Origin of the sequence: Halomonas saccharevitans (assembly GCF_032333995.1) — a bacterium.
GTDB lineage: Bacteria > Pseudomonadota > Gammaproteobacteria > Pseudomonadales > Halomonadaceae > Halomonas > Halomonas saccharevitans.
Window position 1 is genome coordinate 27,552 of sequence record NZ_JAVXUR010000003.1, and the last position, 20,441, is coordinate 47,992.

The 20,441-nt window shown below is 63.9% G+C and carries 22 protein-coding genes; 7 read left to right on the top strand and 15 right to left on the bottom strand.

Translation table 11 applies throughout. The features are described from left to right. Nucleotides 1-80: 80 nt before the first annotated feature. The 5 genes from RSO68_RS08215 to nhaD form a co-directional block, all read right to left on the bottom strand. Nucleotides 81-920, bottom strand: coding sequence for a PEP-CTERM/exosortase system-associated acyltransferase (locus RSO68_RS08215; RefSeq protein WP_315586234.1), 840 nt, complete (start codon nucleotides 918-920; stop codon nucleotides 81-83). Further along, nucleotides 917-3,784: a bifunctional diguanylate cyclase/phosphodiesterase gene (locus RSO68_RS08220; protein WP_089852469.1), complete on the bottom strand. Its 2,868-nt coding sequence runs from the start codon at nucleotides 3,782-3,784 to the stop codon at nucleotides 917-919. The genes RSO68_RS08215 and RSO68_RS08220 overlap by 4 nt, the downstream gene beginning before the upstream one ends. Nucleotides 3,785-3,817: 33 nt before the next feature. Beyond that, complete coding sequence (locus tag RSO68_RS08225) at nucleotides 3,818-5,023, bottom strand: hypothetical protein (RefSeq protein ID WP_315586235.1); 1,206 nt, start codon at nucleotides 5,021-5,023, stop codon at nucleotides 3,818-3,820. Then, nucleotides 4,992-5,387: a hypothetical protein gene (locus RSO68_RS08230; RefSeq protein WP_089852303.1), complete on the bottom strand. Its 396-nt coding sequence runs from the start codon at nucleotides 5,385-5,387 to the stop codon at nucleotides 4,992-4,994. Before RSO68_RS08230 ends, RSO68_RS08225 begins: the two co-directional genes overlap by 32 nt. Before the next feature lie 437 nt (nucleotides 5,388-5,824). Beyond that, nucleotides 5,825-7,306, bottom strand: a complete 1,482-nt coding sequence (gene nhaD, locus RSO68_RS08235; protein ID WP_089852279.1) for a sodium:proton antiporter NhaD — start codon at nucleotides 7,304-7,306, stop codon at nucleotides 5,825-5,827. Nucleotides 7,307-7,561: 255 nt separating this feature from the next. Between nhaD and RSO68_RS08240 the strand changes: the two genes are divergently transcribed. The 4 genes from RSO68_RS08240 to RSO68_RS08255 all read left to right on the top strand — a co-directional run bounded on the left by RSO68_RS08240 (nucleotide 7,562) and on the right by RSO68_RS08255 (nucleotide 10,915). After that, nucleotides 7,562-8,275: a DUF3581 domain-containing protein gene (locus RSO68_RS08240; protein WP_089852281.1), complete on the top strand. Its 714-nt coding sequence runs from the start codon at nucleotides 7,562-7,564 to the stop codon at nucleotides 8,273-8,275. 138 nt (nucleotides 8,276-8,413) lie between these two features. Continuing rightward, nucleotides 8,414-9,649, top strand: a complete 1,236-nt coding sequence (locus RSO68_RS08245; RefSeq protein ID WP_315586236.1) for a DUF3422 domain-containing protein — start codon at nucleotides 8,414-8,416, stop codon at nucleotides 9,647-9,649. Between the two features lie 182 nt (nucleotides 9,650-9,831). Beyond that, nucleotides 9,832-10,284 carry a hypothetical protein gene (locus RSO68_RS08250; RefSeq protein WP_315586237.1) on the top strand — a complete coding sequence of 151 codons (453 nt, stop codon included), beginning with the start codon at nucleotides 9,832-9,834 and terminating at the stop codon, nucleotides 10,282-10,284. A 46-nt stretch (nucleotides 10,285-10,330) separates the two neighbouring features. Beyond that, complete coding sequence (locus RSO68_RS08255) at nucleotides 10,331-10,915, top strand: GNAT family N-acetyltransferase (RefSeq protein ID WP_315586238.1); 585 nt, start codon at nucleotides 10,331-10,333, stop codon at nucleotides 10,913-10,915. 45 nt (nucleotides 10,916-10,960) lie between these two features. On the opposite strand, the gene RSO68_RS08260 is transcribed toward RSO68_RS08255, so the two are convergent. The 4 genes from RSO68_RS08260 to RSO68_RS08275 all read right to left on the bottom strand — a co-directional run bounded on the left by RSO68_RS08260 (nucleotide 10,961) and on the right by RSO68_RS08275 (nucleotide 13,327). Further along, the gene (locus RSO68_RS08260; RefSeq protein WP_315586239.1) at nucleotides 10,961-11,176 is read right to left on the bottom strand and encodes a DUF3820 family protein; all 216 of its coding nucleotides are present in this window, start codon (nucleotides 11,174-11,176) and stop codon (nucleotides 10,961-10,963) included. A 78-nt stretch (nucleotides 11,177-11,254) separates the two neighbouring features. Beyond that, nucleotides 11,255-11,473, bottom strand: a complete 219-nt coding sequence (locus tag RSO68_RS08265) for a DUF1289 domain-containing protein (protein WP_315586240.1) — start codon at nucleotides 11,471-11,473, stop codon at nucleotides 11,255-11,257. Between the two features lie 142 nt (nucleotides 11,474-11,615). Beyond that, on the bottom strand, nucleotides 11,616-12,530 hold the full coding sequence (locus RSO68_RS08270; RefSeq protein WP_315586241.1) for a sensor domain-containing diguanylate cyclase: 915 nt from the start codon (nucleotides 12,528-12,530) through the stop codon (nucleotides 11,616-11,618). After that, complete coding sequence (locus RSO68_RS08275) at nucleotides 12,527-13,327, bottom strand: EAL domain-containing protein (RefSeq protein ID WP_315586242.1); 801 nt, start codon at nucleotides 13,325-13,327, stop codon at nucleotides 12,527-12,529. The genes RSO68_RS08270 and RSO68_RS08275 overlap by 4 nt, the downstream gene beginning before the upstream one ends. A gap of 275 nt (nucleotides 13,328-13,602) precedes the next feature. Here RSO68_RS08275 and nfsA point away from each other — a divergent pair, with 275 nt between their 5' ends. After that, nucleotides 13,603-14,334: an oxygen-insensitive NADPH nitroreductase gene (nfsA, locus tag RSO68_RS08280; RefSeq protein ID WP_089852297.1), complete on the top strand. Its 732-nt coding sequence runs from the start codon at nucleotides 13,603-13,605 to the stop codon at nucleotides 14,332-14,334. Between the two features lie 246 nt (nucleotides 14,335-14,580). Here nfsA and RSO68_RS08285 read toward each other — a convergent pair whose 3' ends face one another. The 3 genes from RSO68_RS08285 to RSO68_RS08295 all read right to left on the bottom strand — a co-directional run bounded on the left by RSO68_RS08285 (nucleotide 14,581) and on the right by RSO68_RS08295 (nucleotide 16,654). Then, nucleotides 14,581-15,198 carry a TPM domain-containing protein gene (locus RSO68_RS08285; protein ID WP_089852299.1) on the bottom strand — a complete coding sequence of 206 codons (618 nt, stop codon included), beginning with the start codon at nucleotides 15,196-15,198 and terminating at the stop codon, nucleotides 14,581-14,583. A 62-nt stretch (nucleotides 15,199-15,260) separates the two neighbouring features. Further along, entirely contained in the window at nucleotides 15,261-16,037 is a 777-nt protein-coding gene (locus tag RSO68_RS08290) for a TPM domain-containing protein (protein WP_315586243.1), read from the bottom strand. After that, nucleotides 16,034-16,654 (bottom strand): LemA family protein, encoded by a 621-nt coding sequence (locus RSO68_RS08295; RefSeq protein WP_089851358.1) that lies wholly within the window; start codon nucleotides 16,652-16,654, stop codon nucleotides 16,034-16,036. Before RSO68_RS08295 ends, RSO68_RS08290 begins: the two co-directional genes overlap by 4 nt. A gap of 32 nt (nucleotides 16,655-16,686) precedes the next feature. On the opposite strand from RSO68_RS08295, the gene RSO68_RS08300 reads away from it, so the two are divergent. Next, a complete protein-coding gene (locus RSO68_RS08300) occupies nucleotides 16,687-16,869 on the top strand; it encodes a hypothetical protein (RefSeq protein ID WP_315586244.1) in 183 nt (60 codons plus the stop codon). A gap of 85 nt (nucleotides 16,870-16,954) precedes the next feature. Here RSO68_RS08300 and RSO68_RS08305 read toward each other — a convergent pair whose 3' ends face one another. Beyond that, a complete protein-coding gene (locus tag RSO68_RS08305) occupies nucleotides 16,955-17,725 on the bottom strand; it encodes a DUF1499 domain-containing protein (protein WP_315586245.1) in 771 nt (256 codons plus the stop codon). A 19-nt stretch (nucleotides 17,726-17,744) separates the two neighbouring features. Continuing rightward, nucleotides 17,745-19,073 carry a glycerophosphodiester phosphodiesterase family protein gene (locus tag RSO68_RS08310; RefSeq protein WP_315586246.1) on the bottom strand — a complete coding sequence of 443 codons (1,329 nt, stop codon included), beginning with the start codon at nucleotides 19,071-19,073 and terminating at the stop codon, nucleotides 17,745-17,747. A gap of 231 nt (nucleotides 19,074-19,304) precedes the next feature. Here RSO68_RS08310 and RSO68_RS08315 point away from each other — a divergent pair, with 231 nt between their 5' ends. Next, nucleotides 19,305-19,646: a hypothetical protein gene (locus tag RSO68_RS08315; RefSeq protein ID WP_315586247.1), complete on the top strand. Its 342-nt coding sequence runs from the start codon at nucleotides 19,305-19,307 to the stop codon at nucleotides 19,644-19,646. Nucleotides 19,647-19,791: 145 nt separating this feature from the next. On the opposite strand, the gene RSO68_RS08320 is transcribed toward RSO68_RS08315, so the two are convergent. After that, nucleotides 19,792-20,283 (bottom strand): Lrp/AsnC family transcriptional regulator, encoded by a 492-nt coding sequence (locus RSO68_RS08320; RefSeq protein WP_089851350.1) that lies wholly within the window; start codon nucleotides 20,281-20,283, stop codon nucleotides 19,792-19,794. Between the last annotated feature and the right edge of the window lie 158 nt (nucleotides 20,284-20,441).

Consider the following 20,441-nt stretch of genomic DNA (forward strand, 5'->3'; position numbering starts at 1 on the left):
CGGGAGCAGGAGCGTCGGTGGCGAGTGCCGCAGTGCTATGTCTTCGTGGCATCGTAGTTCCTTATGCTTTGGAAGAACTCCTATACTTCTTGGAAAAGACCACGCGTGACGCTACTCTCGGTATTGTGTATGGGGAGCTGCTGTTTCAGGCTGCTTTTGATTCTCTCGTAAAGTGGCCTTACCCTTTCTGGAAGGTCGTTTTCTGCCTGTTTTTGGTCGATATAGTAGGCCGCTCTTAAGCCACAATGGTAAATAGTTTCGCCGGCTTTTTGAAAGCTGAGGCCCGAGGCCTTGAGCAATCTATTGAATCTTGGCTCTATCATGGCAAACACATGTTGGCGTTCGGTCAGTCCCACGATAGCAGTCGCGGCGAGAAATAAACTTAAACTTATAAGTGCAGATTGCTTTCCGCCGCTCTTATAGCCGATGTTGCTTATGTCCTTACCTCTTGTACCCGTGGGCGGGCTTTCTTTTTTCCTGAAAAGCGGGTGAACGGCAAGTCGAGATACTTCGCATATCAAACTTTTCGGAAATTTTTCGGGATGAAATTCAGAGCCCTCTAAGCTGTGTCCGCTGTATTCTTCCAGCGGCAGCCTTTTTTGTGGATGGTTGTTAGACCTGTCAATGATGACCACTCTCAAGCAGCCGGCATCTATGTTGCTCGATTTGTGCTGAAGAAGGCATAATATAGAGTTTTGATCATGCGTATCTTTTTCTAGTGGGCTGCTAGTCTTCTCCCCTATCTCATAATGCAGCTCTTCATGGAAAACCGCATGCCGAAGAGCAAAAGCCCGTTCCTTTTGTTCAGGGGTGTGGGCGATGATCAATCTGAAATGGTCGAGAAGCTGGTCGGGGTCGATATCGTTTCCAGAGGGGGCGGGCATGGCCCGTCGCTGGTCTTTTGTTGTGTCGTCTCTCACCGGCTACCTCCTTTTAGCCCGCACTGCGTAGCAGTGCTGTGTGTTTGCTCGAATGTTTCTCTGAGTAGCGACGGCCTGCCCAGATGAAAACCTTGGCCGTAGGCGATTCCGTAGGACTCCAACACCGGCAGCAGGGCTTCCTGGTCGACGAATTCGGCAATCGCTTGCTTGCCGAACCCGGCGGCGATATCCGCGATGGCCTGAACGATCACTCGGCTCTCTGGGCTGATCAACAGGCTGCGAATGAATGAACCGTCGATCTTGATGTAGTCCACCGGCAGCTGTCCGAGATAGTGGAAACTACTGAACCCTACCCCGAAGTCGTCCAGGGCGGTCCGGCATCCGAGGTCGCGAAGTGCCTGCAGCACGCCGCGCGCCGTGGAGAAGTCGGTCACGGCGGCGGTTTCGGTAACTTCGAGGATAAGGTGGTGGGGGTCGGCACCACTGGCGGCCAGTTCATCGGCCAGGAACTGCTTCAAGCCTTCATCGTGCAGGGACTGGCCGGACAGGTTGACTGCCAGGCAGATGCCACGATCCTGTATCTCGCTGAGCAGCTGCAGGCTGTGACGCAGCACCCAGCGATCGATCTGCACGATCTGTCCGCTGCGCTCCGCGACCGGGATGAACGCGGCGGGAGAGATCAGGCTGCCGTCGGCATCGCGCATGCGCAGCAGCACCTCGTAGTGCTTCACGTCGCGATCCTCCAGCCGCATGATCGGCTGCACCACTAGTTCGAAGCTGTCCTCTGCCAGGGCGCTGCGTACTTGTTCGACCCAGTAGACACGCTTCTGCAGTTCGTCCTTGGCATTCTCGGATCGCGAGAGCAGGTGCCAGTGCTGGATGCCGCTCTCCTTGGCCTTGTACATGGCCACGTCGGCGCTGGCCATCATGTCGGCCGGCGTCGCGCCGTGAGAGGGGAAGAGGGCGATGCCAATACTCGCGGTGACCCGATGGCGTCGTCCAGCGGCGGTGAATCCCAGGCTGTCGAGCAGCTGATAGATGTGCTGGGCCACCTGGATCGCCTGGTCCGCATCGGCATGTTCCAGAAGCAGCGAGAACTCGTCGCCTCCCAGGCGGGCGATGATCCCGCGATAACCCAGGTTTAGTACGAGGGTCTCGGCCACCTCACGCAGCAGACGGTCGCCGACATGGTGGCCGCTCAGCTCGTTGACCTCCTTGAACTGATCCAGGTCGAGCAGCAGCACGGCCCCGCGTGACTCGCGCCACAGCGCCTGCTGCAGAGCGTCCTGGAAGTAGCGTCGGTTGTGGAGCTCGGTCAGGGGATCGCGTTCGGCCAGCCAGGTCAGGCGCGCCTCCGCTGCCTTGCGTTCGGTGATGTCGAGCCCCACCGAGATCCGTGCCTTGCCGTCGTCGCTGCCCGATGGCAGCGGGGCGTGGTACCAGGCGATGGTATGGAGGCGCTGGTCCGGGGTATGCAACGTCCGCTCTTCTTGGTGGGGAATGTCGAATGTGCTCAACGGCGAGGGACGGCCGGCCTCGAACACGTCGACGAAATGGCGGCCCAGCAGCGAGGAATCATCCAGGTCCAGCATCGCACGGGTATAGTCGTTGACCAGGCTGATCCGTCCACTGCTGTCCTGGGCGATGATGAAGACGCGAGCGGTATCCAGCAGACTGTTGACGAAGTCCCGCTCCTTGGCCAGCTCGTTGACGCGTGTCGCTAGCTGGTCGCCGCGTTCCTCTACTTCCCCTTCGAGCTTCTCGAGCTGACGAGAGAGTGACAGGGTGGTGCTCTCTAGTACGTCAATCTCGTCCGGCAGTCGATGACGGCTAGCGGGAATTGCAGCCCTGACATCCTCGAAGCCCCCGCTGGCAAGCGTCGGCAGCAGGCTGGCTATGCGGCGCAGGCGCGCCATGGGGCGCAGCAGGATCATCAGCAGCAGCAGCTCGGCGGCCAGCCAGCCGGCCATTCCAACCGCCATCAGGGTGCGCGTGTCCTCGTTGATGGCCTGGATCTGAGAGGTTATATCGGAGATCAGCAGAAAATAGCCGTTACCGCGACCGTCCGCATCCTCATCCATGCGAACCGCGCTGAGCTCGAGATGCTGCCCCTGGTCCTTCAGCTGCACAGGGCGTTGCAGTAATGCGCCGATGGGCCCGAGATGCGAAGCCCGCTGCAGCAGGGGCAGGCTCTCTTCCTGGCGCGTCAGGGCCAGCAGATAACCGTTCCAGGCTGTAATCCTGCGCTTCTCTACAAGGCTCTGGTTCACCAGTGGACCGGTAACCAGCAGGGCGACCTCGGCGTTGGAGACCTCTCTAGCCTGGCGCGTAACGTCGGCGAGCGAGCGCGATAGCATGACCATGCCGACGCTTTCCCCATCCACCAGCACTGGGACGGCGGCCACCTGCTGACAGTTCGTCTTGCAGCGCAGCGTCGTGATAGGAGTCTCGGTGCTCATGACCCGCTGCGCCCAGGCCTGGATCGGTAGGCTGCCGTCGGACTGGCCGGAGCCCCAGTGTCCAAGAAGCCGCCCTCGAGCGTCGGCCACCAGGATCTCGTCGATACCCGCGTCGAGCTGCAGGGTTGGCCACTGGGAGGCCAGCGCTTTCTCGACGTCGTCCGCATCGCCGGCCTCGAGTGGCGGGCCGAGGCGAGGCGAGGCCGCGGCCAGGCCCGCCATCTGACGAAGGTTCTCCGCCGAGCGCTGCAGGGCCAGGCGGATTTCGCGCTGCTGGCGCTCATGATGCTCGTAACGGCTCTCCTGAAACTGACGCGTCAGATTCTCGTGGCCCATCCAGGTGAACAGCACCACGAGCCCGACCAGAAGCAGGCTGCTCAGGGCAATGACCCGCCAAGTCAGGCTGAGCCGGTGGCGGGACTGGTGGGACGAGGAGAGTGTCATCTCATTGGGTTCCGGGCCAAAAACATAGAGTCGTCAGAAACGCAGCGAGAGCTGAAACAGCAGCATGTTCCAGCGACGGCTGGTTTCCGAGGAGACCGGATTATCCTGAATGGGCAGCCAGGCCGTACCATCGACATGGTGATATTCGGCCGCAAGAAGGATCCGTGGATGCACGCTCCACTGCAATCCCATGGTGATGTCTTCTGCGAATCGTGAATGGGCCGGTCCGAGCCCCTGCTTTTCATACGCTTTACCCGACCGGTCTTTCTTATCGCTGATTAAGCTGTCATAGCGGATCAACCACTGCCAGTTCTCATAGAAGCGATTCGAATACTGAATGTACCAGCTCTCGCCTGTAACGTCTGATTCGCGTATGGCGCCGTGACCCGACACGGCGAGATTGCGGATGGCATATTCACTGGTGAGCGCCCAGCTGCCGGTGTCGTACTGCAGGGATAGGATCCATGGCTGAAAATTCAATGTGCCATGCTGTGAGCCGGTGTTGAGGTCGAGGTTTACATCAGCGGTGCTTAGAGCGGCAGTGAAGCGCCCATCGTCATGCTCGTACATCAGCTGAGCGATTGAGGAGGTGTCGCCATCCACGCTGGAGTCGAGGTCGGGTGGGAATAGCTGTGTCGCGAGATCTCGAGTCGTCGGTGTGCCTATGCCGCCTTGGAAACGCACTATACCGTTTTCGAATCGCTCTTCGGCATAAACGCTGGCTCCGTCGGCGGACAGGCCTAGTGATCGAGTGCGATCGAAATAGATCGACTGTGGCAAAAAGATACTGGGTCGAGTAAAGGCCACGTCTCGAGTCCGGTTGTAGAAGCCGAAAGGGTTCTTGAAGCGCCCTAGCTGGATGCCAAAGGTGCGCTGCTGGTTCGAGAGCATCTGGTAGTCGACGATGCCGTAATCCAGCATTGGACGAGCGTTACTACCGTCCCCCCCGGCGCGCCGACTCAGCACCTGGGTGGCCAGCAGTATGTCCTCATGGGGGCGCAGCGAGACGTTGGCGCCGATCTCGGTGAACTTGAAGCTGCCTTCGTCTTCGCTGCTGGGGCCGAAGAAGTCGTTGTCGTCGGTGATGATCAGCGCCTGGCTCAGGAAGCCGTGCATCTGGAGGGTGTCCAGCACGCGCTCCTCGCCCCGGGCCTGGATCGAGAAACTCATGGTCAGCGCGGCGATGATGGCTATTACAGAGCGCGCATCACTCCATCGAAATGACTTGGACACGATCATCCAGGTACTCCCTTTCAAGATATCCCAGGGCACCCGGCGTGGTGGCGATGCGCTCGAGCATCTCACGCTGGTCACGGACCCTGTTGGGGGCCTGCCCGGTTCCCGAGAACACCATGCGATCCCAAGCCAGCTGCAGCTGGTGCGGATAGACGGCCAGTTGTTCCTTGGCAAAGCGCGCATGCACGGGATGGTTGTTGTCTAGCACGTAAACGCGCACGGCCTGACCGTCGGGCCAGGTACGCTGACGCATGGCGAAGATGGCGCGGGTGGTATCGCGGGTCAGGTGCTGGGTGGTCACGTCTGGATGAGCCACGACCGCAATGGGCATCTCTTGGGCACCGGTAACGGTGCTAGCCAGCATCATGAGGATGGTCAGCACAAGAGCGGTCAGGCGCACCATGATGAGCGCCTCCTAGGGCTGCGCCCACCAGCGGCGGTCGCTGCCGCGTTGCAGGAGTGAATCAGGACGTAAGCCGGCATCGGGGGAGGTGTTCCCGTTGTCTCGTGAACGACAGGCTCATGCGCCAATCAGGCGCAGCCCTCACGCTGTGTGTATGAGTCGATGTCGCCGCCTCCCTGCAGAACATGAGCTCTTTATGTTTTTTATCCTACTGCGTCCTAGCGTTGAGGCCCGATAGGCACTAGAAAAACCATCCTGCCATGTCGGAGCCAGTCACTCTTATACGCTACATCACTTTTACGAAATTAACAGGCAGGAGTATCAACGCGTAATGAAAAATCCGGCGACCCTCAAGTCGCCGGAAAGCACGGGTAAAGCATGGATGGACGCTCGAGCAGCCCTCACAGCACGGCGAAGCTCTCGGCATTGAGCCACAGATGGGCCATGACGCTGGCGATATAGCCCAGGGCGATCACCGGGCTCCAGCGCAGGTGACCCATGAAGGTATAGTTGCCTCGGGCCTGGCCCATCAGGGCGACGCCGGCCGCCGAGCCGATCGACAGCAGGCTGCCACCGACGCCGGCCGTGAGGGTGATCAGCAGCCACTGGCCATGGGACATGTCGGGCTCCATGGTCAGCACGGCGAACATCACCGGGATGTTGTCGACCACCGCCGAGAGCACGCCGAGGGTGATGTTGGCTCCGGTGGCGTTCCAGCCGGTATAGAGAGCGTCGGAGAGCAGGCCCAGGTATCCCATGAAGCCCAGTCCGCCGACGCACATGACGACCCCGTAGAAGAACAGCAGGGTGTCCCACTCGGCACGCGCCACGCGATTGAAGACGTCGAAGGGCACCACGCTGCCCAGGCTCTCGAGCTTCTTCCAATCGCCACGCTGGCTGTAGCGAGTGCGTTTGCGCTCCAGAGAGCGGGGCAGGGTGCGACGCAGGAAGTAGCCGAAGAACTGCAGGTAGCCAAGGCCCGTCATCATGCCCAGTACCGGCGGCAGGTGCAGCAGGGTGTGGCAGGCCACGGCGGTGGCCACGGTGAGCAGGAACAGGGCGATGATGCGCCGCGCACCGCGCTTGAGCCACACATCCTCTTCCAGGCTGTCGGGCTTGCGGTTCTGGATGAAGCAGCTCATCACCACAGCAGGAATCAGGAAGTTGATCAGCGAGGGGATCAGCAGCTCGAAGAACTCGTAGAACTCGATGATGCCGGCCTGCCAGACCATCAGGGTGGTGATATCACCGAAGGGGCTGAAGGCGCCACCGGCGTTGGCGGCCACCACGATGTTGATGCAGGCCAGGTTGATGAAGCGCTTGTCGCCCTCGGCCACCTTGGTCACCACGGCGCACATCAGCAGGGCGGTGGTCAGGTTGTCGGCGATCGGCGAGATGACGAAGGCCAACACGCCGGTGATCCAGAATAGCGAGCGGTAGCTGAAGCCTTTGCGAACCATCCAAGAGCGCAGGGCGTCGAAAGCGCGTCGTTCTTCCAGGGCATTGATGTAGGTCATCGCTACCAGCAGGAACAGCATCAGCTCGGTGAACTCGAGCAGGGTCATGCGAAAGGCGTGCTCGGACTCGGCGGGCATGCCCGCCTTCACGTAGACCCAGCCGATCAGCGCCCAGATGATGCCGGCGGCGACTAGCACTGGCTTCGACTTGCGCATGTGGATCTTCTCTTCGGCCATGACCAGGGCGTAGGCGAGCACGAAGATGGCAACGGCGAGCAGGCCCACGAAGGAGCTGGTCAGGTCGAGCTCGCCGGTCACGGCGAGCACCGGTCCGCTGGCGAAAAGAGCAACGAGGGCAAGCATCAGCATGCCCGGCCAGCGGGCGAATTGCCGCGGCCAGTGGGAGGTACGACAGGTGTTCAGCATGGCTGCAATCATCCTGAGGCAGAAGGTGGTGGGGAGGGCGAAAAAGTGGATCGATGTTATCACAGCGTGCTGCAGCGCAGTGTGCCCCCTTCTTTATTACCCCGTGCATCTTTGGTATGAGTCAAGAACGCGCCGGAATACGCACCTCGGCCTTGGCCGCGGGCCGCGCAAGCCGTTATTTTATGGCATCATCTGCCCTTCCGGCGGCTGCCGGAGTCCATGGATTGCCAATGACTCGGGGCAGGCTCACGACACATGTTTCTTGACGACTTCCACACGCGCACGGATGGCTGGATCCGGATCTCCGCCGAGCAGGCCAGCCGTTTCGCCAAGCGCGTTGCCGGTGACTTCAACCCCATTCATAACGTCGATGCACGGCGTTTCTGCGTGCCAGGCGACCTGCTGTTTGCGCTGGTGCTGTCGCGCTATGGGCTTTCTCAGAACATGAGCTTTCGCTTCCTGAGCATGGTCGGCGACGGCGTGCCGCTCTGCTTCCACGAGGACGACGATGGCCTGATCCGCGTCTGCGACGAGCAGGGAAAGGGCTACCTGGAGGTGACCCGCAGCGGCGAGACGACTCACGACGAGGCCGTGGTCGAGGCCTTTACGCGCTGCTACGTCGCCTTCTCGGGCAAGAACTTCCCCCACTACCTCAAGCCGCTGATGGAAGAGCAGGGCGTCATGTTCAACCCGCGTCGCCCGCTGGTGATCTACGACAGCATGGGCTTCTCGCTGGAGCGGCTGAATGGTCGCCTGCCCGGCCTGGAACTGCTCGACTCCTCGCTGTCGGTGGCCGGCAAGCGCGGCGATGCGCTGCTGGAATTTCGCATCACCGCCGGTGGCGAGACGGTCGGCAGCGGCTCCAAGAAGCTGGTGGTCAGCGGCCTGTGCGACTATGACGCCGCCGCCATGGACGAGGTCGTCGCCGAGTTCTACCGCCTCAAGGCCGCCGACGAGCGCCAGCCCTGATCCACATCCTGGCGTTTTTGTAGGGCGGGCCGCGCGCCCAGCCTCGCTTCTTCGCTAGCGGGCACGTTGATGCATCGTGCTTGGCCTGGCCACCGTCAGGCTCTAGTCTCGGGGGCTCTTTTCTCTCCAGGCTTTGACATGCACCCACAACGCGCGCGCTTGCACAACGAGCTCCATGCCCGGCCCTCGATCTATTTCGAGGAGCCGGCGCACCTTCACCACTACGCCTTCCTGGACGAGGGCGAGATCGCCGCGGACATCCTCGACCGGATCGCCGAGGTCGCCGGCCGGACTCCCGATCGCGAGGCGGCCCAGGAGATCATCGATCTCGGCGACCAGACCCTGAAGTGGGAGCGACACACCGAATTCTTCACCCTGACCCTGCTGGTGCCGCGGCCCGCCGGCCAGGGCGAGCCGTGGCCGGCGCCGCCCGCGACGCTGGCGGAGATCGCCGCCGTGCATCACAAGGCGCTCATCAATGCGAGCCTGATCCTGGTCGAGTCGGAGGCGAACTGGCAGGGCGATGCCGAGCACTACGGCTTTCGCGACCCCGCCGGCTCCAGCGTCGGCGGCGGCGACGCGACCGTGTGGAGCGATTTCCGCCTCACGGCGGCGGGTCTCAACCGCGTGCTGCTGGTCAATCGCGGGCTCAATGCCTTCCGCCTGGGGCGCATGACCCGGCGGCTTCTCGAGATCGAGACCTACCGCATGATGGCGTCGCTGGCGCTGCCGGTGGCCAAGGAGTTGAGCCTCGCGCTTCGCGACTACGAGCTCGAGCTCGGTGAACTGTCGGATCGCAATACCCACGGCAAGGAGGAGAGCCCGCGCCCGCTGCTGGCAGCCATCTCCGCGCTCTCGGCGCGGCTCGAACGCAGCGGGGCCCGCTCGCGCCAGCGCTTCAGCGCCACCGAGGCCTACGCGCGGATCGTCTTCACCCGCATCGAGGAGCTGCGCGAGGAGCGCCTCGGCGACCGCCCCCGGCTGGGTACCTTCATGCTGCGCCGCTTCCGGCCGACGGTGCACTACTGCGCCGCCATCAACCAGCGCCAGGAGAGCCTGGCGGAGAGCGTGGCGCGGCTCAACGACCTGCTGCGGACCCGCGCCCAGGTGGAGATCGAGGAGCAGAACTCCGAGATTCTCCAGAGCCTCAACGAACGCACCAGCAGCCAGCTGAAGATCCAGAAGGCGGTCGAGGGACTCTCGATCATCGTCATCAGCTACTACCTCATCAGCCTGGGCAAACTGGGGCTGGAGGGCCTCGATGCCCTGGGCATGCCCATCCAGCCGAGCGTCGCCGCCGGGGTGCTGGGGCCCCTGGGGTTCGGGATCATCGGCCTGCTGGCCTGGCGTGTCCAGCGCCTGAAGAACCACTGACGGGCGTCTGCAGGGGGCGCCGGGGGGCACTATGCTGAGAGATGGGCAGGTCGCGGCCCTCGTGGCCCTCGTGGCCTGCGCACTCGGCACGAGTCTATCGCTCGTCGACTGACTGACAGGTCGCCAACGCCCTACTAGCGGCGCGCCTATTGACGACTTGTCGACAGCTAAAGAGGTGCTTCATGACAACGCCCATCGTCCACGATGTCCTCACTCCCCGGCGGCTACTCTTGGGCCTGCTCCTCGTCGCCCCGCTGACCCTGGCCAGCGAAGGGTACGACCTGACCTTTCAGGGCGACGCCAGCTTCGCCGGAGCCCACGGCGGACAGGCCGTGCAGGCGGCCCTGGTCGATGCCGACTCCGGCGAGGTGCTCGAGATGGCCTCCGGCACGGTTTCCGCCGACGATGACCCGACCTTCTCCTTCGACTTCCCCGGCGCCCTGAGCGAAGGCGGCAGCTACGCGGTGCACTACTGGATCGACTCCAACTTCGGCGGTGGCAGTGAAGGCAGCTGCGATCCCATGGGAACCGATCACCAGTGGAGCGTGGCGCTGGAGGCCTCCGGCGGGGCGGTCACCCATGTGGAGAGCCATGATCCGGGCGCCCAGTCGGAGGTCTGCGCCACCTTCGAGTGACGCCGTTCCCGCCGGGCCTTCGCGACGCGAGGGCAGGGAGACGACCATGCGACTGCGCGACGCCACCCGGGCCGATGCCCGGGACTTGGCTTATCTGATCAACCTGGCGGGGGAGGGGCTGCCCGAGACCCTCTGGGGGCAGATGGCCGAGGGCGGCAAATCGCCCCTGGAGGTCGGTGCGGAGCGCGCCGGCCGCGAGGAGGGTGGCTTCAGCTACCGTCACGCTCGGGTATGCATCGAGCGCGGGCGGATCGTCGGGATGATCATCGCCTACCGGCTGCCCGATCCCTGCGACCTCGACGATTTGGACGACGCCCCTGGGACCGTGCAGCCCCTGCTGCGTCTCGAGGCCCGGGTGCCGGGCAGCTGGTACATCAACGGCATCGCGACCCTGCCGGCGGCCCGTCGCAAGGGCGTCGGGCGGCTGATGATGGCGCAGGCCGAGGCCTCGGCGATTGGCGCCGGCTGCCACGAGCTGAGCCTGATCGTGGCCGAGGAGAACCGTACGGCCTGCGCGATCTATCGTCGGCTGGGCTTTCGGGAGATCGCCTCCCTGCCGCTGGTGCCCTGGCCCGGCTGCCCGCATGGCGGCCGCTGGCTGCTGATGACTCGCCGCCTGGAGGACAGGTAGCCGACGCGATTCGCCCCGGCGAGACTCCGCTGACAGGCACGGTATTCAGCCGCGCTGGCGCAACGGGTCGAGCAGCCCGCTCAGGCCGTTGTGGTCGATCTCGTGCATCAGGTGCAGCAGTCGGCCGATCTGGCCGTCGGGGAAGCCCTCGCGGGCGAACCAGTTGAGATAGGGGCCGGGCAGGTCGGCGATCAGCCATCCCGCGTGCTTGCCGAAGGGCATGCGCAGGGTGACCAGTTTCTCGAGGTCTTCGGGGTTCACGAGATGGGCTCCATCGGGCAAAGGGGCGAGACTATCATGCCCGTCTCGTCGCGGGAGGGCCGGTGGCGGGCGCGAGGCTCAGCGCGCGGGGAACGTGGCCCGTTCCAGGCGCTGCCATATTCTCTCGCGCTCTTTCGCGTTCATGCCGCCCCAGCGGGCGATCTCGTCGAGAGTGCGGCCGCACCCCCGGCAGCGATCGGTGATCTCGTCGATCCGACAGACCTTGGTGCAGGGCGAGGCCGGGCGCGAGACGGCGTGGTCGTGGCTGTCGGCCTCGTGCGCTGGCGTGTGCGGCAAGGTGCTCTTCTCCTTTGATCTCTCGCTGGCGGCCCGCTCGGTAGGACGCGGCAGTCCTCTCGTCGGGCCGGTGCTTCGCGATGGATGATTCGCAGCCGATGCGCTGCTATCGATGCTCGTCATCGATGATTTGAAACAGAGGCTACGAGGCCGACTCGCTCGCCGGATGCGACTCGTCGGTCTCCTGAACCTGGTTGCGCCCCTTGTGCTTGGCGCCGTAGAGGGTGTGATCGGCCCGCTCCATCAGGGCATCGGCTTCCTCATCGTCCTGTAGCTGTGCGATGCCGGCCGAGAGCGTCAGGTGTATTTGCGCCTCGGCGATCGGCGTCGTCGCCAGGCTCTGGCGCAGGCGCTCCACGGCCTGGCTCGCCTGCTCCTGCGTCACGCCGGGCAGCAGGATCAGGAACTCCTCGCCACCCAGGCGAATGACGTGGTCGTGCTGGCGCATCGTCTCCTTCATCAGCCTGGCGGTCTCGCTCAGCACCTGATCGCCCATCGCGTGGCCATGGCGGTCGTTGACGCGCTTGAAGTGATCCAGGTCGCAGCTCGCCACGCTCAGAGCCGTGCCATAGCGGCGGCTGCGCTGGATCTCCTCCTCGAGCAGCCCCAGTCCGGCGCGGCGGTTGAGCAGGCCGGTCAGCTCATCATGGTGGGCCAGATACTCCAGGCGCTGCTCCATGGCCTTGCGCTCGGTGATGTCGACCACGAAGGTGACCTTCTTCACCTCGCCACGGCCGTCCTGGATGCGGGCGGCCTTCGCGAGGATGTTCATTGGCTGGCCGTCCTTGCCCAGCACCTCGCACTCGTGAGAGACCTCCATGTCGCCGTCCCCGGCGACGAAGCGCCGATGCAGGTCGTTCATCAAGGCGTGATCGGCCTCGGGCACGACCAGGGTGAAGTGCTGGCCGAGCAGCTCCTCCTCGCGATAGCCGTAGAAGTCGCAGTAGGCGGGATTGACCATCTCGAAGTGGCCCTCGGCATCGGTGACGCAGATGCCGATGGGGGCGGCACGGATGACCGTTTCCGTGTTGTCGAACGGCTCTAGCATCAGCGTCATGAGGTGGCTCCATTACCAGGGGAGGGGCCGTCGAGCACCGCCGAGAGGCGCGCTTCCACGCCCTCCGCCAGGGCATTCAGGGCCGGTCGGGCGAAGTAGTAGCCCTGCTGCAGGTAAATGCCGGCCCGGAAGAGCCAGCGCGCCTCGTCCACCGTCTCGACGCCCTCGGCGATCAGGTCGACTTCCAGCGGGCGCGCCAGGCCGACCAGCGCACGTAGCAGGGCCTGGCGTCGCGGGTCACTGTCGCAGCCCATCACCAGCTGGCGATCGATCTTCAGCTTGTCGGGCCGCTGGGAGGTCAGCACGTCGAGGTTGGCGTGGCCGGTGCCGAAGTCGTCCAGGGCGACGCGAAATCCCATGCGACGATAGGCCGTGATGATGGCGCTGAGGTGGGCGTGATCATGGATGCGCTCCGACTCGACGACCTCGAAGATCAGCCGCTCCAGGGGCCATCCTACCCGTCGGGAGACCTCCAGCGTGGCCTGGATGCACGCCTCGGGCTCATAGACGGCATTGGGCAGGAAGTTGATCGAGAGGCTCTCCTGCATGCCTAGGGCGCTGGCCTGCTCGATGGCCCTGACCCGGCACGCCTGGTCGAAGCGGTAGAGAAGCGCCTCGGTGACCTGCTCGAGGATCTGGCTCGCCGGCTCGCCCTCGGGGCCTCTGACCAGCGCCTCGTAGGCGTGCACGCGCCGACGCTGGAGGTCGACGATCGGCTGGAAGGCCATGGTGAAGGCGAAGGGCAGCTCTCGTTCGCAGCGACCGCAATGTCCGTTCCTACTCGCACAGCGCCCCATGGGACACCTCCTTGTGATCCTTTGCCGTGGCTGTGGCCGTTCGACGTGAGAAAGGGCCAATGGCACAAGCGTACATATTTGTTTTGTCCGCGTATCGTTATTGTACAAGTTTTTTACGGCCCACGAGCCGTCCTCCTCCGCCTTCGGCATCCGCTGTCCGCGCGAAAACGGGCCGAAAGATAGTAAGCTGGCTAGCTAAGATCACCGTCGCCGGCTTCCCCTGCGTGCCGGCTCCATGCTTACCGCCTATCCATGCTCACCTCTCAGGAGACGCCATGAATCCCACCATCGAACTGCTCAAGTCCCATCGCTCGATCCGCAAATTCACCGACCAGCCGGTCTCTCGCGAGCTGCTGGAGGAGCTGATTCGCGCCGGGCAGGCCGCGGCCACCTCCAGCCATGTCCAGGCCTACAGCGTCATTCACGTGACCCATCCCACCAATCGCGAGACGATCGCCGAGCTGGCCGGCGGGCAGGCCTATGTGGCGAGCTCTGGCGCCTTCCTGGTGTTCTGCGCCGACATGAAGCGTCCCACCGAGGCCGCCGAGCGCACCGATGCCCGCGTGGTGCGCGGCATGACCGAGCAGCTGCTGGTGGCCAGCGTGGACACCGCCCTGATGGCTCAGAACGTGGCCGTCGCCGCGGAGTCCGAGGGGCTCGGCATCTGCTACATCGGCGGCATCCGCAACAACCCGCAGCAGGTCAGCGAGCTGCTGGGCCTGCCGGATCACGTCTTCCCGGTATTCGGCATGTGCCTGGGCTATCCCGCCCACCAGCCGGACGTGAAGCCTCGCCTGCCGGTGGAGGCGATCCTCAAGCAGGACACTTACAGCGACGACCGCGAGCAGGTGGCGGCCTTCGACGACACCATGCATGCCTATTACCAGTCGCGGAAGGGCGGCACCAAGCAGAGCGACTGGTCGCACAACCTCACCCCGCTGTTCGATACCAAGCTGCGCCCGCACATGCGCGCGTTCCTGGTCGAGCGCGGCTTCGAGATGAAGTGAGCGTGATAACGGCGCGGTTCGTAGGAGCGCTGCTCGCCGCGCGATCCGCCGCGCAGCGGTGGTGGGTTAGGCGTCGTTGGTAGGGTGAATGCCCTTGGTGGGCGCCTGAGACGCCCATCGCCTTGCTGGCAGGGCTCCCGTGAAAGTCGGCTCACAGGCTCCTGCGAGGTGCGAACGACAGCGCTTCCGGTGAGGATCGGGCGGGGAGAAGCGCTCACCATGCCTGTGTGAATGGGCAGCAGTGGGTCAATCCAGCACGATCAAATGATTGGGCAGTTCATTGCGTTCATGGGTGGCCGGCACCTGTTCCTTGAGATGTTCGCCGCAGGCCTCGATGCACTCAAGAAAGCCCTTCCGGGTTTCGCCGGCCTTCACCCGCCGGGTGAAGGCAGCCACGATGGATTGCCAGGTCTCGTCGCCGATGCGCGCCGAGATGCCTCGGTCGACCAGTATTTCCACATACCGCTCGGCTTCGGAGACGAAGATCAGCATCCCCGTTTCCCCCTCGGTATGGTGAAGGCTCTGCTCCAGGAACTGCCGCCGGGCGAGGTTGGCCGCTCGCCAGTGGCGAACCGATGTCGGGATCAGCCGGGTGGTGATGGTGGGGATGCGGAACACCACTCCCAGCACGATGAAGGTCGCCCACTGCACCAGCGTCAGTTCATAGGCCGTCAACCAGCCGGGGAAGTAGTTGACCGCACCGGGCACCACCAGGGCCAGGAGGCCGGCCCAGAGCAGCGGGATATAGGCATAGTTGTCCGCTCGCGGAGCCAGCACGGTGACCAGCTCGGCATCGGTATCGCGCTCGACCCGATGAATCGCCTCGGTGACCTGGCGCTGCTCGTCTTCACTCAATAAAGCCATGGGGATCGTGATCTCCGAATCCTGATTGTCATGTCGGTGTCACCACCGGCCGGAAGGCAGGGTTACCAGCCGCCAGAGGCGCCGCCGCCCCCGAAGCCGCCACCGCCGCCTCCGAAGCCGCCGCCTCCGCCGAAACCACCTCCTCCGCCGCGCGAACTGCCGCCGAGCGCACCGCCCAGCAGCATGCCGGCCAGCAGGCCGCCGCGACCGCCCCGTACGAGGGTCATCACGACGATGAACATCACGAAGAAGAGAATCGAGGCCGGTCCTTCGGGTTGCTGTTGGCCGGCCTGTGCGGTGGGGGTGGCGCTGGTGTCCAGGGGCTCGCCGCCCAGCACTCGGATCATCGCCTCCACCCCCTCGATGATGCCGCCGGCGAAGTCGCCCTCGCGGAAGGACGGCGTCAGGATCCGGTTGATGATCACCGACGACTGAGCGTCGGTCAGTCGACCCTCGAGGCCATAGCCGACCTCGATACGCACCTTGCGCTCCTTCGGCGCGACGATCAGCAGGGCGCCATTGTCCTTCTCCTCCTGGCCGATGCCCCAGTGGCGCCCCAGCTGATAGCCATACTCCTCGATGGTAACGCCCTGCAGGTCCGGCAGGGTGGCCACCACCAGCTGCTCGGTGGTGGCCTCCTCGTGCGCCGCCAGCTGCTCGCTCAGGCGGGATTCGGTGGCCTGGTCCAGCAGATCGGCCCGGTCAACCACGCGGCCGGTCAGCTCGGGAAAGTCGAGCTGCCGGGCGTCACTTTCCTGGGCCTGCAGGTCCTGTGCCTGAAGACCAAGGGCCGCCGACAGCAGCAGCGCTAATAGCGGAATGCGCAGAAGATCGATCATTCAAACTCCACCTGGGGGGCCTGGTCGGCGTTCTCGGTCGTGGCGTCGAAGGTCTCGCGAAGCGTCATCTCGTCGTAGAGTAGGCTGTGCCACAGGCGGCCGGGGAAGGTGCGAAGCTCGGTGTTGTAGCGCTCCACCGCGGTGATGAAGTCGCGCCGCGCCACGGCGATACGGTTCTCGGTGCCTTCCAGCTGCGACTGCAGGGCCAGGAAGTTCTGGTTCGACTTCAGGTCGGGGTAGCGCTCTGACACCGCCATCAGGCGGCTCAGTGCCCCGCTGAGCTGCTGCTGGGCCTGCTCGAACTGGCGCATCTTCTGTGGGTCATCCAGCGACTCGGCGTCGATCTGGATGGACGTGGCCTTGGCCCGCGCCTCCACCACGGCGGTCAGGGTCTCCTGCTCCTGCCGGGCGAATCCCTTGACCGTCTCGACCAGGTTGGGCACCAGGTCCGCACGCCGCTGGTACTGGTTCTCCACCTGCGCCCAGGCCGACTTCACCTGCTCGTCGTAGGTGGGGATGTTGTTGACGCCGCAGCCTGCCAGCAGCATCGCCATGATCAGCACAAGGGCGAACCGCCAGACGCGAGGATCGGGAAGCGGAGGGTGTCTCGTCAGCATGGAACAGTCATCCCTGTCATTGCGATTCGATGATGCCCAAGGTACAGCTCAGGCTGATGGGAAGAAAGCAATGCCATGCCGACCTTCTGCCGTTGGCCGGCACGCCGACGACTTCACCCCCCTTGTTCAATACCAAGTTCGATACCAAGCTCGATACCAAGCTACGCCCGCACATGGGCGAGCTCCTAGTCGAGCGCGGTTTCGAGATGAAGTGAGCCTCGCACAAGCCCTTACGGCATGAGAGCGGCGGCCCTGGGCCGCCGCTCGCACGTGTCGCTTCTGGAGGGGCTGCGTGCCGGCTCAGCCGCTCACTCGCGCCTCCAGGGCGTCGAGGGTGGCCCGGATACGCACCGCATTAGTGCCCACGTCGCTGGTGCCGAGCCGCGAGGCGGAGCGCATGTCCACCCGCACGCCGTCGGCCGTTTCGCGCAGGCGGATCACCACGTCGTCCTTGAAGCCGAACCAGAAGGTCGTGTCGGTGGCCTCGAGCCGGCTGTCGCTTACCGCGGCGATCTCCCAGCCGGCCTCGCGAGCCACGGCCTCCACGGCTTCCTGCACCTCCGAGAGCGGCGCCTTTAGCACCAGCGGGCCGAGCGCCGGATACCCCTCGCGCTGCTGCTTCGCGGTTGTCTCGCCGGGGTAGGCCACAGCGTTGGGCGCGGCCTTGCGCGCCTCGACCAGTGCCTCGAAGGCGGGCGGATCCTCGAGATCGGTGGTGATATCGTGGATGGGCGGCACCGAGCGCGCTTGATCGATCTGAAGCCAGGGCACCGCGACCAGCGCCAGGCCGGCCAGGATCACCAGCGAACCGAGCACTGCCGGCAGCGCGCGGCGGGTGAAGGCGGCGATGAGCAGGCTCACCGCGCCCAGCCCAGCGGCGGCGAGGGCGACGAAGGCCCCGTAGCGCAGCATGCTGAAGGCCTCGCCGAGCGAGAGCATCTCCAGGCGGAAGGTCGGCCCGGCCCCGGCCATGGACAGCGCGGCCAGGCAGGCCAGGATGCCCCCGGCGATGGCCACCTTGAAGGCCACTCCCTGGCCTCTATGGGTGGAAAGCGAGCGGTGTGACGTCATGTCGATCCTCGTGGTGGCGTCAGGTAGCGGGCTCGGGATCGAGGCAGTTGTCGTAGAGGGTCACGGTCGCCGGCCAATCCGAGAACAGGCCCATGATCCCCACATCCTTGGCCAGCACGTCCAGCACCAGCAGCTTGTCGCCTTCGTTGTCGACGACCGCATCGACGCTTTGGTGGTACCACTCGCCGTCCTCGCTGAGGGGGCCGGAACGCTCGAAGGTCCAGGCGATCAGCTCGAGTCCGGCCGTCTTGGCACGCTCGGCATAGACCGAGGGCACGATACGCTCCTCGTTCTCTCCGGCCTCGGGGCGGGCCTCGAGCAGCATCCACATCGGCGGCGCCAGGATCTTCACGCCCTGCTCGGCGAGCTCATCCATGCTAGGCGACCAGCTCGCCGGATCACGGTGGTCGAAGGTCTCGTCATCGTAGCGGCCATCCAGGTAGACCGCCTGACCGGCGAACTCGGGCGCGTTGTCGATCCAGTAGCGCACGTCATCCAGGTTGAACGACTGCGGGAAAACGTCCTCGGCCGCCACGCCGGCGTCCTTGTACTCATCGATCATCTTCTGGGCGTAGTCGGCCTGGCTCATGCCATCGAAGGGCATCGGCACGCCCGGTGCCTTGAGCTCCGGCGTCATGCGCACGCCAAGCGACCGGAACAGTTCGATGCTCTCTGCGTGGGTCATCAGGGTGCCGCGGGTGGCGTAGAGGTCGGTGCGCCAGCCGGGCGTGCCGTCGAGATAGCCCGCGAGGCTACTGGCCTCGGTGTTCACGCCGTCCATGCGGCCCTCCAGGCTCTTGAACTCGGACACCGTGATGTCACTGGTGCAGCACTGGATCGCCTCGGCATTGGTCAGCGCGCCGGTTTCGGGATCGAAGGCCGGCGGCACGCTGCACTGATCGGCCAGCTCCGTCTCGAGGATGTTGGTCGTGGCGTGCAGGTCGCACTGGGAGTGGCGACACACCAGCGCCTTGTCCTCGGTGAAAGTCACATCGCACTCCACGATGCCGGCGCCCATCTGCGCCGCCGCCAGGTACGATTCGCGGGTGTGTTCGGGGAACTGCATGGCCGCCCCGCGATGGCCGATCGAGAAGTCCCGGCGCTGCCACTGCTCGGTGCCGGCGGCGCAGCGCATCAGGGTCTCCTTGAGCTGGCGTTCGCGCTGGGTGCCCTCGTCCATGTCTTGAATCAGGAACAGCGGGCGAGGCCCCAGGGTGACGTTCTGGGCCGCCTCGACGGCGCTGATCTTCTCCGGGCTGACGGCCAGCGCGGACGCCGAGGCCAGTGCAACGACAATGCCCAGGGCAAGCGCCAGGCCCATCCGTGGCAGCGCGCCGGTCCTGCTCATGCGGTAAGTCCTTTTCATGATTCGCCTCGCGAGTCGCTTGAGTGGTGGAGTGACTCGCTCAGCGTAGCAGAGCTCCCGTGCACTGCTGGTGACAGCCCTTCGACGCCTTCCCGTGCGGCGATTACCATGCAGGCGACCCGTGAAAAGCCTCTTGGCGCCTTCTCCGGCATTCCCGTGAAGCCCATCCACCGAGTGAGCCGACCCATGATTTCTCCGCCCAGATCCCAGACGATGCCCGACCCCAAGCTGGCCGCGCGCCTGCGTGAGCTGCTGACGAGCCTGCCTGACGAGGGCGTGCCGATTACCTACCAGCAGGCGGCCGAGGCGCTGGGACTTTCGCCGCCGCGCACCATCCAGCGTGTCGCCTTGGCCCTTGAGGCGCTGATGCGTGACGATGTGGCCGCCGGGTGCCCGCTGATTGCCGCCCTGGTGGTCAGCCGTCGGGGCGAGCTGCCCCGTCTGGGGTTCTTCGAGCTGGCCGTCGAACTCGGCCGCTTCCCCGCCGACCCGGCATGTCACGAGGCGGCCTATCGGCAGGAGCTAGAGCAGGTGCTGGCGGCGCGATCAGCATGAAGCGAAGAGAGTGAGGTGAGGTTACAGGGCGCTATGGTCGGCGGCCGCGCCCTGCGCTTTGCAGTAACCACGCTGGCGTGTGTGCATGCTGGGCCACACAAGATCCATCTGGTGTGACGAAGAGCCGAAAAAAGCTTCTTTCGATTCAGTTGTTTGGGCTGGTCGTCAGGTTGGTAATGTTGAGTTGAGAAGATTTGATCTCTCTGGTGGTGATGTAGGTCATGTAGCGTTCGATTCCTAAATCCGCTGAAAGAAGTTCATCCATCACATCCTGAAAAGCGGGGAGACTAAGCGTCACGACTTTCAAGATGTAATCCATTCCTCCTCCCGTCGCCGTGCATTCGATGATCTCGTCTACCTGTTTGATGTGATTCTCGAAACGCTCAAAGACCGACTTCCGATGCTCCTTGAGTGAAACGGTAACAATAACCCTGGTGACATCTGCGATCTTATCGAGCGCGATGTCCGCATAGTATCCGCGTATCAACCCGGCTTCCCTTAATCGGTTGAAACGAATCCAGCACGGTGTCGGGGAAAGATTGACGATCTCTGAAAGTCTTATTTTACTGAGATGGCCGTGATGTTGCACTGCGCAAAGAATGCGGATGTCTGCAGCATCGATGGCGATTTTTCTCATTTGTTCTGATCCTCCATTGTGACACCCAGCGTAGGCGCTGGCTCAGGAGTAAGGCGGAGGTATGTTCCGATGTTAGATACTGCGCCTTGAGATCGAGAACAATCTGAAGGGAATATTGAGCGGGAGTATGAGCTGGGATGAAGATGCAGCACGCCAGG

Excerpts from the sequence above, each read along its gene's own strand:
- RSO68_RS08220 (WP_089852469.1), bottom strand. The coding sequence starts at position 3,784 with ATGACACTCTCCTCGTCCCACCAGTCCCGCCACCGGCTCAGCCTGACT.
- RSO68_RS08225 (WP_315586235.1), bottom strand. The coding sequence starts at position 5,023 with ATGATCGTGTCCAAGTCATTTCGATGGAGTGATGCGCGCTCTGTAATA.
- RSO68_RS08230 (WP_089852303.1), bottom strand. The coding sequence starts at position 5,387 with ATGATGCTGGCTAGCACCGTTACCGGTGCCCAAGAGATGCCCATTGCG.
- nhaD (WP_089852279.1), bottom strand. The coding sequence starts at position 7,306 with ATGCTGAACACCTGTCGTACCTCCCACTGGCCGCGGCAATTCGCCCGC.
- RSO68_RS08240 (WP_089852281.1), top strand. The coding sequence starts at position 7,562 with ATGTTTCTTGACGACTTCCACACGCGCACGGATGGCTGGATCCGGATC.
- RSO68_RS08245 (WP_315586236.1), top strand. The coding sequence starts at position 8,414 with ATGCACCCACAACGCGCGCGCTTGCACAACGAGCTCCATGCCCGGCCC.
- RSO68_RS08250 (WP_315586237.1), top strand. The coding sequence starts at position 9,832 with ATGACAACGCCCATCGTCCACGATGTCCTCACTCCCCGGCGGCTACTC.
- RSO68_RS08255 (WP_315586238.1), top strand. The coding sequence starts at position 10,331 with ATGCGACTGCGCGACGCCACCCGGGCCGATGCCCGGGACTTGGCTTAT.
- RSO68_RS08270 (WP_315586241.1), bottom strand. The coding sequence starts at position 12,530 with ATGACGCTGATGCTAGAGCCGTTCGACAACACGGAAACGGTCATCCGT.
- RSO68_RS08275 (WP_315586242.1), bottom strand. The coding sequence starts at position 13,327 with ATGGGGCGCTGTGCGAGTAGGAACGGACATTGCGGTCGCTGCGAACGA.
- nfsA (WP_089852297.1), top strand. The coding sequence starts at position 13,603 with ATGAATCCCACCATCGAACTGCTCAAGTCCCATCGCTCGATCCGCAAA.
- RSO68_RS08285 (WP_089852299.1), bottom strand. The coding sequence starts at position 15,198 with ATGGCTTTATTGAGTGAAGACGAGCAGCGCCAGGTCACCGAGGCGATT.
- RSO68_RS08290 (WP_315586243.1), bottom strand. The coding sequence starts at position 16,037 with ATGATCGATCTTCTGCGCATTCCGCTATTAGCGCTGCTGCTGTCGGCG.
- RSO68_RS08295 (WP_089851358.1), bottom strand. The coding sequence starts at position 16,654 with ATGCTGACGAGACACCCTCCGCTTCCCGATCCTCGCGTCTGGCGGTTC.
- RSO68_RS08300 (WP_315586244.1), top strand. The coding sequence starts at position 16,687 with ATGCCCAAGGTACAGCTCAGGCTGATGGGAAGAAAGCAATGCCATGCC.
- RSO68_RS08305 (WP_315586245.1), bottom strand. The coding sequence starts at position 17,725 with ATGACGTCACACCGCTCGCTTTCCACCCATAGAGGCCAGGGAGTGGCC.
- RSO68_RS08310 (WP_315586246.1), bottom strand. The coding sequence starts at position 19,073 with ATGAGCAGGACCGGCGCGCTGCCACGGATGGGCCTGGCGCTTGCCCTG.
- RSO68_RS08315 (WP_315586247.1), top strand. The coding sequence starts at position 19,305 with ATGCCCGACCCCAAGCTGGCCGCGCGCCTGCGTGAGCTGCTGACGAGC.
- RSO68_RS08320 (WP_089851350.1), bottom strand. The coding sequence starts at position 20,283 with ATGAGAAAAATCGCCATCGATGCTGCAGACATCCGCATTCTTTGCGCA.